The sequence below is a fragment of the Mycobacterium sp. IEC1808 genome, assembly GCF_002101935.1.
In the GTDB taxonomy this organism is placed as follows: Bacteria; Actinomycetota; Actinomycetes; order Mycobacteriales; family Mycobacteriaceae; genus Mycobacterium.
On sequence record NZ_LQPV01000065.1, the window covers coordinates 61,187 to 74,186 of the forward strand.

Genomic DNA, 13,000 nt, shown 5'->3' on the forward strand with positions numbered 1-13,000 from the left:
ATTCGTTGACTTATATCGACGCGGCCATAAAGTAACTTTCGTGGACGACCTCGCGCAGGCCGAGTAGATGCACGCCTCCCGCGGCCGCCGTCCGTCGCATCATTCGGGCGACGACCGCGAGCAAGCCATCCTGGCCACCGCGGAGCGCCTCCTGCAGGAGCGGCCGCTGGCCGACTTCTCGGTCGATGATCTGGCGAAGGGCGCGGGCATTTCCCGTCCCACTTTCTACTTTTATTTCCAGTCGAAGAACGCCGTGTTGCTGTCGCTGTTGGACCAGATGAACGGTAAGGCGCACGCGGCGCTTACGGCGTTGGGCGGCAAGCTGTTCGGCGATCCCGCGGCGCTGTGGCGGGCGCGCATCGAGGCGTTCTTCGAGGTGTCGGGCTCGCATCGGGCGGTCGCCGTGGCGGGCGCCGCGGCGAAGGCCACCAACCCCGAGGTCCGGCAGCTGTGGTCGACGCTCATGCAGAAGTGGATCTCGCACACCACGGCGGCGATCAAGGCCGAGCGTCGGCGCGGCGCCGCCCCCGATACTTACCCGGCCGAGGATCTGGCCGTCGCGCTGAACATGTTGAGCGAGCGGGTGATGGCCGCGACGTTCACCGCCGAGGAGCCGGCGATACCCGAGGACCGCGTGATCGACATGCTGGTGCACATCTGGATGGCCAGCATCTACAAGGCCGACGCCGAGGCGTTGGCCTCTAGCGGTTTTTGAGGATCCGCGCGGCGCGGTCCAGGCTCTGGTCGATCAGGCGGTCGGGGGCACCGAAGTAGGTTGCCGACGGGGCCTTGCCCGCCAGCTCCGCGATCGTGCGCTGCTCGCCGTAAACGTCTGCCAGGCGCAGGTTTTCGGCCATCCGTGCGGAATGCACCTGAAGCCCGGCCAGCAGTTCGCCGCACTGCGAACCCGCGACCACGGTCCGTCGGGTCAGCGTGCGCAGGGTGTCCCATTCGGCGTGCCAGGGGCCGTCGGGCCGTTCGTCGTTGGCCAGCGCGGCGGCGGTGTGCAGCGTCGAGGCCAACTGCGGCGCCGTGACGGCGGCCCGCCGGATCAGGATGGACAGCACCGGGTTGCGCTTGTGCGGCATCGACGACGACCCGCCGCGGTTTTCGCCCGCCGGCTCGCCGAGTTCGCCGATCTCCGGGCGGGCCAGGGTGACGACGTCCGAGGCGATGCGGCCCCAGGCGTCGGTGCATCCGACGAAGGCGTCCCCCGCCGCGGTGACCGGCGTTCGCGTCGTGTGCCATGGTGACCGGTCGCTCAGCCCCAAAGACGTTGCAACGCTTTGCGCCAGGCGATCGGAGACCGCCGACGGGTCCGCAGCGCCCCCGATCAGCGTGGCCAGTTCCGTGGTCGCGGCCCGCGTTCCGGCGGCGCCGCCGACCTGAATGGGGGTGATCAGCCCGGCGATCCGCTCGTGGGCGTCGACGACCCCGTCCAGCCAGCGCGCCGCCTTGGCGCCGAACGTGGTGGGCGCCGCGTGCTGGGTGAGGGTGCGGGCCACCATGGGCGTGCCCCGGTGCGCCGCGGCGAGGTCCGACAGCGTCGAAACCTGCTGCGTGAGTTCGGATGTCAGGGTGTCGGCGGCGGCGCGCACGCCCAGCATCAGGGCGGTGTCGAGAACGTCCTGGCTGGTGAGGCCGCGGTGGATCCACGGCGCGATGGCCGGGGCGGCCCGCCCGCGCAGCAGGTCGACCAGGCCGATGACCGGGTTGCCGCCGCCCTCGGCTCCGGCCGCGAGCGACTCGCCGTCGCCGTCCCGCAGCAGGGCCGCCAGGTCGGCTCCGGCGCATTCGCCGGGCACCAGGCCGGCGGCGGTCAGCGCTCCCAGCCAGGCGGATTCCACCGTGACCATCGCCTCCAGCAGCGCGGCGTCCGTCATGTGCGTCCCCGCCCGCTGGTCGCCGGGCCACAGCAGGTTGGTCATCGCCGGTACTCCAGGAACACGGTCTCGTCAGGACCCTGCAGGTGGATGTCGAAACGGTATCCCGCGCAGCCGGTTTCGGGGACACATACCAGGCCCGCCACCGCCGCATTGCCGCGCGGCAGGTAGGCGCGGGTGAACAGTCGATCCAGCAGGCCCCGCGCGAAGACGGCGAGCGCGAAGAACGGAGCCCGCCCGGGTGCGGCCGGGCCGGGTGTCACGGTGGTGAACGAGTAACGGCCCGCGGCGTCGGTCGCGCACCGTCCCCATCCGGTGAACGATGTTTCGTCGCGCCGCAGGGAACCGGCCAGCCGCGGGATGCGGCCGGCGCCGTCGGCCTGCCACAGTTCGACCAGCGCGTCCGGCACCGCTTGCCCGGCGCCGTCGTAGACTGTGCCGTGCAACCGGACCGCCTGCGGATGTCCGTCGCCGACCAGCTGGCTGTCACCGGGATACGGCAAGCCCAGCCCAAGGAAGGGCCCGACGGTTTGCCCTGGGGTGCAGGCGAATTCAGCCATCGCCGGTCCAAGTCCGGCGGGCGCCGCAGAGCACGATGTCCCAGCGGTAGCCGGTGGCGTACTCGGGCTGAGTGAGGTCGTGGTCGTAGCGGGCGATCAGCCGCGCCCGGGCGGCGGGATCGGGGATCGACTGGAAGATCGGGTCCAGGTCGAACAGCGGATCGCCCGGGAAGTACATCTGGGTGACCAGGCGTTGCGTGAAAGCCGTTCCGAATACCGAGAAGTGGATGTGCGCCGGGCGCCAGGCGTTGCGGTGGTTGCGCCACGGGTAGGGGCCGGGCTTGATGGTCAGGAAGCGGTACGACCCGTCGGGTCCGGTGAGGCAACGGCCGGCGCCGACGAAGTTCGGATCCAGCGGGGCCGGGTGCTGGTCGACCGGGTGGCAGTAGCGGCCCGCGGCGTTGGCTTGCCAGATCTCGATCAGCTGGCCCGCCACCGGGCGGCCGGCGTCGTCGAGCACCCGCCCCGCCACGACGATCCGCTCCCCGATCGGCTCACCGGAATGGCCGGCCGTCAGGTCGGCGTCACGAGGGTCAACGTCGCGGCCGCCGAAGCACGGCGCGTGGCGCTCCAGCTCCTCGGGGTCGACGGTCAGCGCGGGGCGCTTCGGATGGCGCAGGGCGGTGCTGCGATAGGGCGGATAGTCGAGCCGCGGCCGGGTCGGATCCCCGAGCCCGCCGGTGCGCGCGATCGCGGCCATCTCCGCCGTGATGTCGTCCTGGGACGCGACATCCTCGGCGCTCATGAGCCGTGAGGCTACTCCCGATCCTGCGCCTAGAGGGCGCGAACCAGCGCCGCGCGGCCCTTGGTGCGCAGCCGGTGCAGCGCAGAGCCTCGGTACTGCTCCATCTTCTCGGCCATCTGGTTGCCCAGCTCCTCGAGTTCGGCGTCGGTGATCTTCACCTCGGGCGGGGCGGGAATCAGGTCGCGCTCCTCCTCGTCGGCGTGCGCTTCCAGCACCGTCTTGAAGGAGTTCCACTCGTCTTCGTAGCCGGGCGCGCTCTGCGGCGTCTTGAGCAGCACGGAAAGCTGGTCGACCACCTGTCGGTGCTCGGCGTGCGCGACCGCGATCAGCTTGCTGGCATCCTTGAGCGCCGGGTAGTACAGGTCGTCCTCGATGCGGAAGTGAATATCGAGCTCGATCAGCATCTCGTCGAAAAGATCATGGCGCTCTTCGCTATTCACCGGCGCCTCGCTGACCTTGCGGCCGAGGCCCTTGATCACGACGTGGTGCTCCTTCAAAACGTCGTACGCGTTCACTTCGCTACCTCCTCGGCACGCACCTCAACCATTCCGTCGGCCAACCTGGCCTCGTAACACGGCAGCGGCGCCGCCGCCGGGCCGCGCAACACCTCGCCGGATTCGGCCGCGAACCACGAACCGTGCCAGGGGCAGACCACCCGCCCGCGATCGACCCAGCCATCGGCCATCGGCGCGGCCAGGTGCGGGCAGAACTCCCCGAACGCCGACACCTCGCCCGGCTTCGTTTGGCACACAACCAATCCCACGCCGTCGACCTCGACGCGCACCGGCTTCCCGTTTAGCGAGCTCACCGGCAGCACCGGCGTCCACTCCGTCGCGCGCAACCGCTCCCCCGACCGGTCGATGCCGATGCCGGACTCGAACACCAGCGACCCGCCGAGGTAGCTGCCGCCGAGGGTGATCGCGTAGCCGAGGGCGGTCAGCGCGATGCCGCGGCCATGGCGCCCACGGCGGCGGTCCCACCACGATTGGGCGTAAAGCGCTGTGGCGGCGAGGTTCACCAAACCGTGCACCAGCCCGACCCGGCGGTCCTCCTCGTGGGTGTGCTGCCAGTCGGTCGTGCCGGTGATCGCCGACCCGATGCTCGCCAGGATTCCCACCCCCAGCGCGCGGGAGGCGAACCGGGATGCGTCGCGAACCTCGCTGGGCCGCTGGCCGGGCAGCAGGCTCAGCGCGTCCAGCGCCACGGTGGTGCCGAGCGCCCCGCTCGTCAGCGACGCCAGCGGCGGATGAACGGGGTGCCCGAGCCAGACGCCGTGCAGCGCGTTGGTGACGTTGTCGCGTGCCCCGCCCAGCGCGTTGTAGCCGAAGCTGAGGAGGTGCTCGAACCGGTAGCTCGGCCGATCCAGCCACTCCTGACGTCCGATAGCTGACAGCACTCGCGGTCCGAGTTCCCGCCGCCGGCCGCCGGCCCCCCGGGACCGTTCAACCATGACACCGCCCTTCCTCAGGTGAAAAATCGCACGGCGATAACGGCCGCAAAATCGGCGATTACCGCAGCATTACTTCGCGCTCACACCATCGGTAAGCTCACGGTGACCACGGTAACCGCGCCGCCGTGGTCCGCGGTTGTCCAACACCTGTGAGTTAGCCAAAAGGATGCTCCGAGGTCCCTGGCCGTGGGGATTGACCAGCACTTGGGAGTGGGGGATTCTATTTAGCAGAAATGATTTCTGAATAACAGAGGATCGCGTGACCGACCTTCAGTGCGTTTTCGACAATGTCCGACGGGGAATGATCCCCGCCCACGTCTACAACGACGCCGAGCTGTTCGCGTTGGAAAAGGAACGCCTCTTCGGCCGGGCGTGGACGTTCGTGGGCCACGAATCGGAAGTCCCGCACGACGGCGACTACGTGGTGCGCCGGGTTCTCGACGACTCGTTCATCATCGCCAATTCGGCCGGCAGCATCCGCGCGATGTTCAACATGTGCCGGCACCGCGGGATGCAGGTGTGCCGCGCGGAGCTGGGCAACGCCTCCAACTTCCGCTGCCCGTACCACGGCTGGTCGTATCGCAACGACGGCCGGCTGATCGGGCTGCCGTTCCACCGCGAGGCCTACGGCGGCGACGACGGGCTCGCGCGGGACGGCCAAAGCCTGCTCCCCGCACCGAATTTCGCGAGCTACAACGGGTTGATGTTCATCAGCATGGACCCGGCGGCCGAACCGCTGGAGGATTTCCTCGGCGACTTCCGGTTCTACCTGGACTTCTACACCAAGCAGAGCCCGGCCGGCCTTGAGGTGCGGGGGCCGCAGCGCTGGCGCATCAAGGCGAACTGGAAGATCGGCGCCGAGAACTTCGCCGGCGACATGTACCACACGCCGCACACGCACGCGTCGATCGTCGACATCGGCCTGTTCCGCGAGCCAAAAGCGCAGAAGCGCAAGGACGGAGCGACGTATTGGGCGCACCGCGGCGGCGGGACCACCTACAAGCTCCCGCCGGGTGACTTCGGCGCACGGATGCGCTACGTCGGCTACCCGGACGAGATGATCGGCCGCATCAAGCGGGCCTGGACGCCGCGGCAGCAGCAGGTGGTCGGCGAGGACGGCTTCATGATCTCGGCGGCGACCTGCTTTCCCAACCTCAGCTTCGTGCACAACTGGCCGAAAGTGCGCTCTGGTCCGGAGGACCAGAAAGAAGAAGTCTTGCCCTTCATCTCGATCCGGCTGTGGCAGCCGATCAGCGAGAACGAAACCGAGGTGTGTTCCTGGTTCGCGGTGGACTCCGCCGCACCCGAACAGTTCAAGAAGGACTCCTACAAGGCCTATTTGATGTGCTTCGGGTCGACGGGCATGTTCGAGCAGGACGACGTGGAGAACTGGGTGTCGCTGACCACCACCGCGGGCGGCTCGATGGCGCGGCGGCTGCTGCTGAACAGCCGGATGGGACTGCTCGGCGACGACAGTCCCGTCGTTGCGGCCCTGCCCGCCGACGCCTTCCACGGGCCCGGGCGCGCTCAGGTCGGCTACAACGAGCACAACCAGCGCGAATTGCTCAAGCTGTGGGCGGATTACCTGCAATGAGAAAGCCGTTACCCTGCCTGCCTTTTAGCGACCTTCGGCACCACCAGGCGCATCAGTTCCTGGTCGACGAGGCCTACCTGCTGGACGCCCAGCGCTACGACGCGTGGCTGGACACGCTGACCGACGACGTCCGCTACGTCATGCCGGTCCGGGTGACGACGGCGCGCGGCGCCGGGTTCAACACCTCACCTTTTCCCAAACCCGGCATGGCGCACTTCGACGAGGACAAGTACTCCCTGAGCCAGCGGGCGGCTCGCTTCGCCACCGAGCACGCCTGGACCGAGGACCCGCCGTCGCGGTTGCGTCACTTCATCACCAACGTGCGCACGTATGCCGACGACGACACACACCTCGTCGTCGAGTCGGCCGAGCTGCTCTTCCGCAGCCGGGGCGACGTCAACGAGAGCGCGCTGGTGTCGTGCGGGCGCGAGGACCTGCTGCGTTGGTGCGGCGATCGCTGGAAGCTGGCCCGCCGCACCATCTTTGTCGACGAGTCGGTGTTGCGGATGCAGAACCTGGCGGTGTTCCTGTGAGCGAAGCCATCACAATAGCCAACGAGTTCACCGAGGTGGTGATCCAGCGGATCGACACCCGCAACGGGTCGCGGTTGCTGATCAGCGCGCCCAAGACCGGACGCTCGATCTCCCTCGACGCGCTCGAGATCGAGGCGCTGACCCGGCAGAACACCCGTACGCTGACGGCCATGGTCGGCAATCCCGATGGCCCGCTGCTGCCCGACGAACCGGACCAGCCGTGACGGACTGGCTCGAGGGCAAGCGGGCGCTGGTGGTGGGCGCCGGCTCGGGGATCGGCAGGGCCGTGGTCGACGCGTTTCGCGCCGAGGGCGCCAAAGTCGTGGTGCTGGAACGGGATTCCGACAAGTGCGAGCGGTTGCGGCGGGAGTCGCCCGACGTGCCGGTGGTGGAGGGCGATGCCGTCACCCGCGAGGCCAACGAGCGCGCCGTCGCCGCGGCGGCGGACGAATTCGGCGGGCTGGACACGCTGGTCAACTGCGTCGGAATCTTCGATTTCTACCGGAGCATCGGCGACATCGACGCGGGTGATCTGTCGGGCGCGTTCGACGAGATGTTTCGCACCAACGTGTTGAGCCACCTGCAGTCGGTCAAGGCGGCGCTGCCCGCGCTACGGGCCGCGAGCGGGTCGTCGATCGTGTTGACCGAATCGACGTCCGCCTACTATCCCGGGCGGGGCGGCGCGCTGTACGTGTCGTCGAAGTTCGCCGTTCGCGGGCTGGTGGCCACGCTGGCTCACGAACTGGCACCGCAGATTCGGGTCAACGGGGTGGCGCCGGGTGGCACGCTGAACACCGACCTGCGCGGCCTCGCCAGCCTGGGGCTCGACGGCGTGCGGCTCGACGACAACCCCGACCGGGCGCGCGATGTGGCGGCGCGCAGCCCGCTCGGCGTCGCGCTCACAGGCGGGGACCACGCCTGGAGCTTCGTGTTCCTGGCGTCGGACCGCTCCCGCGGCGTCACCGGCGAAACCGTCCATCCCGACGGCGGATTCGGTTTGGGCGCACCGCGATGACGCGCCTTGACGAGCAGCGCGAGCTAGTGGCGCAGGGCTGCCGCGTCGCGGCGGCGCGCGGCTTGGTCGACGGCATCCTCGGACACCTGAGCCTGCGCGTCGACGACGAACGCCTGCTCGTGCGCTGCCGCAGCGACACCGACACCGGGGTGGCGTTCACCCGCCCCAGCGACATCCGGCTCGTCAAATTCGACGGAACCGCAGGCGCCGCAGGCGAACTCGACGGCTACCGGGTGCCCAACGAGCTGCCCATCCATGTCGAAACCATGCGCGCCGATCCCGGGCACCGGGCCGTCGCGCACCTGCACCCGCCCGCCGTCGTCGCCGCCGACCTCGCCGATATCGCGCTGAGGCCGGTCTACGGCGCGTTCGACATCCCCGGCGCGTGGCTGGCACGCGGCGGCGTGCCGGTCTACGAGCGCGCGGTGCTGATCCGAAACTCCAAGCTGAGCAAGGAAATGGTCGAGGCGATGCGCGGTCGGCCGGTGGTGATCCTGCGCGGCCACGGGATCACGAGCGCCGCCAACACAATTCAACAGGCGGTGCTGCAGGCGATCAGCCTCGACTCCCTGGCGCGGATGGCGTTGCGAGTGCGCGCGGCCGGTGGCACGTTGCGCGACATCGACGACACCGACTGGGACGACCTCCCGGACCTGGGCCCGGGCTTGCACACCGACGCGGCCTGGCGACACGAGATCGCGCGGTTGGGCGAAGTCACAGGTTGATATCGGGCGCGCGCCCTGCCCGGATCGCGGCGGCGGCGGGCTTAACCTGGCCGACGTGAGCGAACTGGACCGGAGGCGCTTCCTGGTCGCGGTGGCCGCGACGGTGGCGGTCACCGGGATCTCGTGGTGCTCGGACGCCGGGCCCAAGGAGACGGTGGCACGCGCCGAGGTCCCCGGGCCCGCGCCGACCCCCGCCGCCCCGGCCCTGCCGCCGCTGCTGTCGCCCCCCGACCGGGCAGCGCGAGTCGCGCTGCCCGGCGGCGCGGTGCTGACCAAGCTTCCCGGCGACGGTGACCTGCTGGCCTGGACGGTCGACGACGGCGTCGACACCGATGTGGTCCGGCTCTATACCGAATTCGCCAGGGACACCGGCGTGCGGCTCACCTATTTCGTCACCGGCTCCTATCGGTCGTGGTCCGACAACGCCGCAGTGCTTCGCCCGCTCGTCGAATCCGGGCAGATCCAGCTGGCCAACCACACCTGGTCGCATCCGGACCTGACGAAACTCACGCCGAACCAGGTGGCCGACGAGCTCGGTCGCACCGATCAGTTCCTGCGCAGCACGTACGGCGTGGATGCCACCCCGTACTTCCGGCCGCCCTACGGTCACCACAACGCCGTGGTGGACGCGGTGGCCGCCGATCTGGGCTACCAGGTGCCCACGCTGTGGTCCGGGGACCTGCGGGATTCGGCGCTGCTGTCCGAAGACCAGATCGTGAAGTTGGCCGACCTGTCCTTCACCCGGCAGAACATCGTGATCGGTCACCTCAACCACGCGCCGATCACCCACGTTTACAAGCAGCTGGTGGACATCATCCGGGCCCGCAGGCTGCGCACCGTGACGCTCAACGACGTCTTCCTGAAGCCCGAAATCCCGCACCGCACAGCGCATTTCACCGGCTAAATCAGCCTCAGCCGATCTGATCGCCAATCTCCTTGGCCGCCTTGACAAGCGCGGCCACCACCGATGGGTAGCGGTCGCCGTCGAGCCGGTCCTGCGGCGCTGCGGCGTTGAGCGCGAGCCGCACGCCCGGCGCCCGCGTCGGGATCGGCACCGCGACCGAGGCGACACCGTCCTCGCTCTCCTCGCGGTTGATGGCGTAGCCCCGCTCGCGGATCCGCGACAGCTCGGCCTCCAGCTCGGTGCGGCTGCCGATCGAATGCGAGGTGACCCGTTCCAGCTCTTCATTCGGAAATAATTGGCGCAGTTCGTGTTCGGGCAGCTGGGCGAGCATCACCTTGCCGGTCGAGGTGCAGTGTGCCGGCATGGTGCGCCCCAGCCGGGACGCCACCCGGACCGCCGCCGGACCCTCGATCGCGGCAACGAAGTGGACGTCGGCGCCGTCAAGCATCCCGACGTGAATCGATTCGCGCAGTTGCTCGCTCAGCGCACGCATGATGGGCGCGGCGGACCGCTGGATGTCGAGCCGGCCGAAGACCGCGAACGCGACGCCGGTGAGCGAGGGACCCGGCAGGTACGCCTTGGACACCGGGTCTTGGCGCACGAAGCCGCGGTAGGCCAGCATCGCCAGCAGCCGGTGCGCGGTCGACGGCGCGACACCCAGGTATCGGGTGGCCTCGCTCAGCCGGATCTCGGGCCGCTCCCCCAGCAACAGCAGCAGCTTCAGCGCGTTGTCGACCGACTCGATCGGGTACTGCGGCGCAAGCGGTTCGGCGGACGGCTCGCTTCCCGTCCGTTGCCTGCTGCTCATGGCAGTGACGGTACTCGGGACGCGATTCAGATCAGGGTCAGGAATGCCGCGCCCAGCAGGCCGGCCGCGATCATTACGACCGCCGCCGTCGCGACGGCCCGCCAGCCGAAGCTGCGGGCAACCATCACCGCACCCGGGACGCTGACGGCCGGAAGGGTGATCAACAGCGCGCCGAGGGTTCCCGACGAGACGCCGAACAGCGCCAGGCCCTGCAGGATCGGGATCTCGCCCGCCGTCGGGATCACGATGAGCGTGCCGACGACCGCCGCCAGCACCACGACCAGCAGGCCGCCCTGCTGCAGGCGGCTCAGGGACAGCAGCCAGCCGCGGAACGCACCCAGTGCAAGCACCAGGACCGCGTACTCGGGCAGCAGGACCAGGCACAAGCGCAGCAGGGCTCCCGCGAAGCTTCGGGCGGGCGCCCAAGGCTGCGGCGCGGGCGTCTCGGGCGGTGAAACCCGACGCGACCGCGTCATCAGGCCGACGACAGTCGCGACGCCGACCACCGCGGCAATCCCGACCACCAGCCTGGTCAGCGCCCACTGCCACGGCGCGACGAACACCAGGAAGGCCAGCACCGCCGGATTCAGCACGGGGTTTCCCAACCAATACGCGATCGCGGCGACCGGGCTGACCCCGTTGCGCCGCAAGGTGACGGCGACCGGGGCGGCGCAGCACGTGCACATCATCGACGGCATGCCGGCAAGGCCGCCGGCCACCGCGCTGGAGACCAGGCGGCGCCGGTTCAGCACGCGGGGCAACCAGGAGCGCGGTATGAACGCCTGAACTGACGCGCTGATCAGCAGCGCCACCACCAGCGCCTGCCAAATGGACAGGACGTAGGCGTGGAAGAACGTCGTGGCGGCATGCCAGGTCGGGGCGTCGCCACTGTGCACGCCGCCCACGGTGAGGATGTTCGATCCCGGCCAGTGATGGGTTCGCTGGGCCCTCAGCGCTTTCGTCGCATACGGCGTCCACTTGGCCCACAGCAGCCCCGTCACGAACACCGCTGCCGTGGCGACGGCGCCTATCGCCACACCCGCGCGGCCAGGCGAGCGAATTGCATTGACACTCAATGGCAGCGCCACGCGCATGACGCTAACGGACAACCTCTGGAAGCGCCCACCGGGGCCGACGGGCCCGAGGGATCGCCCGCGCCACGCCACGCGATGGCCGCCGAAAACGGACTTACCGGTTAGTCTCGGCATCGTGTACGGGGCTACCGAGACCGGATACAGCCGATACGTCGCCATCGGGGACAGCCAGACCGAGGGCCTGTGGGACGGTAACGACACCGTCGGCTTCCTCGGGTTCGCCGACCGGCTCGCCGCAATGATCGATTCGCACTACCCCGGCCTGCACTACGCCAACCTGGCGATTCGCGGCAAGCTGGTGGCCGACGTGCTGCACGAGCAGCTCCCGCCGGCGCTCGCCATGCGGCCGGACCTGATCACCGTGTGCGTCGGGATGAACGACGTCATCCAGCCGGGAAACTCGTTCGGCCGGGCGCTGGCCAACCTCGATCACATGCACGCCGCGCTCGCCGAATCCGGGGCGACGGTGGTGACCACCACCTTCCCCAACGTCGCGCAGTTCCTCCCGCTCGGCCGGCTCGTCTCCGGGCGGCTCGCCCGCATCAACGACGCGATCCGGGCCGCCGCCGACCAATACGGCTTCCGGCTGGTCGACCTCTACGACGCGCCCTCGATGCGCGACCTGGACACCTGGGACGTCGACCGCGTGCACGCGTCCACCAAGGGCCACATCCTGTTTGCCGCCGCGGCGGCCGAGGCCCTGAATCTGCCCGGCAGCAACCATGATTGGGCCGAGGCGAGCGGCAGCCCCACGCGGCTGCCGTTCCGGACCCGAACCTACGGGCAGCTGCGCTGGACGCAGGAGAAGTTCATGCCGTGGGTGTGGCGGCGCATGCGCGGCAAGTCCTCGGCCGACGGGCGGGTGCCCAAGCGCCCGCGCCTGGAACCGGTCACCGCACCAAGTGCGGCGCGGTTTGTCCGTCAGTCAGGCATCCTTGACCCATGAATGTGGAGGCTTTGCTGCAGTCGATTCCACCGCTGCTCGTCTATCTGGTAGTCGGCGGTGTGGTCGGGGTGGAGAGCCTGGGCGTTCCCCTTCCGGGTGAGATCGTGCTGGTGAGCGCGGCGCTGATGTCGTCGCACCACGACCTGGCGGTCAATCCCGTCGGCGTCGGCGCCGCCGCGGTGATCGGCGCGGTGGTCGGCGACTCGATCGGCTATTCGGTTGGGCGCCGGTACGGGCTGCCGCTCTTTGACCGGCTCGGCCGGCGGTTCCCCAAACACTTCGGCCCGGGGCACGTCGCGCTCGCCGAAAAGCTGTTCAACCGATGGGGCGTCCGCGCGGTGTTCTTCGGCCGCTTCATCGCCCTGCTGCGGATCTTTGCCGGGCCGCTCGCCGGCGCGCTCAAGATGCCGTACCCGCGCTTCCTGGCGGCCAACGTCTCCGGCGGCATCTGCTGGGCGGGCGGCACCACCGCGCTCGTGTACTTCGCCGGAATGGCCGCCGAACGTTGGCTGGAGCGGTTCTCCTGGATCGGGCTGGTGGTCGCCGTCGTGTGCGGCATCACCGCCGCGATCCTGCTGCGCGAACGCACGTCGCGGATGATCGCCGAGCTGGAAGAAGAGCACCACCGCAAAGCCGAAGCCACCGACGCGGCTTAACCCGGGCGGACGAGCGCGCGCTCTGCTCCGTGGCCGTTTAGCGTGAATCCATGGCTTTGCGCGTGCGTCCAGGGTGGGAAAGTCGCC

16 protein-coding genes are annotated in these 13,000 nt (G+C 69.4%); 9 read left to right on the forward strand and 7 right to left on the reverse strand.

Features of this window, described 5'->3' with window-relative positions:
* Nucleotides 1-67 precede the first annotated feature (67 nt).
* Nucleotides 68-715: a TetR/AcrR family transcriptional regulator gene (locus tag AWB92_RS25335; protein WP_085190580.1), complete on the forward strand. Its 648-nt coding sequence runs from the start codon at nt 68-70 to the stop codon at nt 713-715.
* On the opposite strand, the gene AWB92_RS25340 is transcribed toward AWB92_RS25335, so the two are convergent.
* The 5 genes from AWB92_RS25340 to AWB92_RS25360 are packed head-to-tail and all read right to left on the reverse strand — an operon-like array spanning nt 702 to nt 4,638.
* Complete coding sequence (locus tag AWB92_RS25340) at nt 702-1,928, reverse strand: lyase family protein (protein ID WP_085190582.1); 1,227 nt, start codon at nt 1,926-1,928, stop codon at nt 702-704. The genes AWB92_RS25335 and AWB92_RS25340 overlap by 14 nt on opposite strands.
* The gene (gene pcaG / locus AWB92_RS25345) at nt 1,925-2,443 is read right to left on the reverse strand and encodes a protocatechuate 3,4-dioxygenase subunit alpha (RefSeq protein ID WP_085190584.1); all 519 of its coding nucleotides are present in this window, start codon (nt 2,441-2,443) and stop codon (nt 1,925-1,927) included. Before pcaG ends, AWB92_RS25340 begins: the two co-directional genes overlap by 4 nt.
* A complete protein-coding gene (gene pcaH, locus AWB92_RS25350; RefSeq protein WP_085190586.1) occupies nt 2,436-3,188 on the reverse strand; it encodes a protocatechuate 3,4-dioxygenase subunit beta in 753 nt (250 codons plus the stop codon). Before pcaH ends, pcaG begins: the two co-directional genes overlap by 8 nt.
* A 29-nt stretch (nt 3,189-3,217) precedes the next feature.
* Nucleotides 3,218-3,703, reverse strand: coding sequence for a hemerythrin domain-containing protein (locus tag AWB92_RS25355; RefSeq protein ID WP_085190588.1), 486 nt, complete (start codon nt 3,701-3,703; stop codon nt 3,218-3,220).
* Entirely contained in the window at nt 3,700-4,638 is a 939-nt protein-coding gene (locus tag AWB92_RS25360; RefSeq protein WP_085190590.1) for a Rieske 2Fe-2S domain-containing protein, read from the reverse strand. Before AWB92_RS25360 ends, AWB92_RS25355 begins: the two co-directional genes overlap by 4 nt.
* A gap of 301 nt (nt 4,639-4,939) precedes the next feature.
* On the opposite strand from AWB92_RS25360, the gene AWB92_RS25365 reads away from it, so the two are divergent.
* From AWB92_RS25365 to AWB92_RS25390, 6 genes are all read left to right on the forward strand, one after another.
* Nucleotides 4,940-6,232: an aromatic ring-hydroxylating dioxygenase subunit alpha gene (locus AWB92_RS25365; protein WP_085190592.1), complete on the forward strand. Its 1,293-nt coding sequence runs from the start codon at nt 4,940-4,942 to the stop codon at nt 6,230-6,232.
* Complete coding sequence (locus AWB92_RS25370) at nt 6,229-6,765, forward strand: 3-phenylpropionate/cinnamic acid dioxygenase subunit beta (RefSeq protein ID WP_085190594.1); 537 nt, start codon at nt 6,229-6,231, stop codon at nt 6,763-6,765. Before AWB92_RS25365 ends, AWB92_RS25370 begins: the two co-directional genes overlap by 4 nt.
* Entirely contained in the window at nt 6,762-6,989 is a 228-nt protein-coding gene (locus tag AWB92_RS25375) for a dihydrodiol dehydrogenase (protein WP_085190596.1), read from the forward strand. Before AWB92_RS25370 ends, AWB92_RS25375 begins: the two co-directional genes overlap by 4 nt.
* Nucleotides 6,986-7,780 (forward strand): 3-(cis-5,6-dihydroxycyclohexa-1,3-dien-1-yl)propanoate dehydrogenase, encoded by a 795-nt coding sequence (gene hcaB, locus AWB92_RS25380; RefSeq protein ID WP_085190598.1) that lies wholly within the window; start codon nt 6,986-6,988, stop codon nt 7,778-7,780. The genes AWB92_RS25375 and hcaB overlap by 4 nt, the downstream gene beginning before the upstream one ends.
* The gene (locus AWB92_RS25385; protein ID WP_085190600.1) at nt 7,777-8,505 is read left to right on the forward strand and encodes a class II aldolase/adducin family protein; all 729 of its coding nucleotides are present in this window, start codon (nt 7,777-7,779) and stop codon (nt 8,503-8,505) included. Before hcaB ends, AWB92_RS25385 begins: the two co-directional genes overlap by 4 nt.
* A 64-nt stretch (nt 8,506-8,569) precedes the next feature.
* Nucleotides 8,570-9,409, forward strand: coding sequence for a polysaccharide deacetylase family protein (locus AWB92_RS25390; protein WP_085190681.1), 840 nt, complete (start codon nt 8,570-8,572; stop codon nt 9,407-9,409).
* A 7-nt stretch (nt 9,410-9,416) separates the two neighbouring features.
* Here AWB92_RS25390 and AWB92_RS25395 read toward each other — a convergent pair whose 3' ends face one another.
* Nucleotides 9,417-10,217 carry an IclR family transcriptional regulator gene (locus AWB92_RS25395; RefSeq protein ID WP_085190602.1) on the reverse strand — a complete coding sequence of 267 codons (801 nt, stop codon included), beginning with the start codon at nt 10,215-10,217 and terminating at the stop codon, nt 9,417-9,419.
* Nucleotides 10,218-10,243: 26 nt separating this feature from the next.
* Nucleotides 10,244-11,305 carry a permease gene (locus AWB92_RS25400; RefSeq protein ID WP_241523575.1) on the reverse strand — a complete coding sequence of 354 codons (1,062 nt, stop codon included), beginning with the start codon at nt 11,303-11,305 and terminating at the stop codon, nt 10,244-10,246.
* A 121-nt stretch (nt 11,306-11,426) separates the two neighbouring features.
* Between AWB92_RS25400 and AWB92_RS25405 the strand changes: the two genes are divergently transcribed.
* On the forward strand, nt 11,427-12,257 hold the full coding sequence (locus AWB92_RS25405; RefSeq protein ID WP_241523576.1) for an SGNH/GDSL hydrolase family protein: 831 nt from the start codon (nt 11,427-11,429) through the stop codon (nt 12,255-12,257).
* Complete coding sequence (locus AWB92_RS25410; RefSeq protein WP_068101702.1) at nt 12,254-12,913, forward strand: DedA family protein; 660 nt, start codon at nt 12,254-12,256, stop codon at nt 12,911-12,913. Before AWB92_RS25405 ends, AWB92_RS25410 begins: the two co-directional genes overlap by 4 nt.
* The last annotated feature ends 87 nt before the right edge of the window (nt 12,914-13,000 follow it).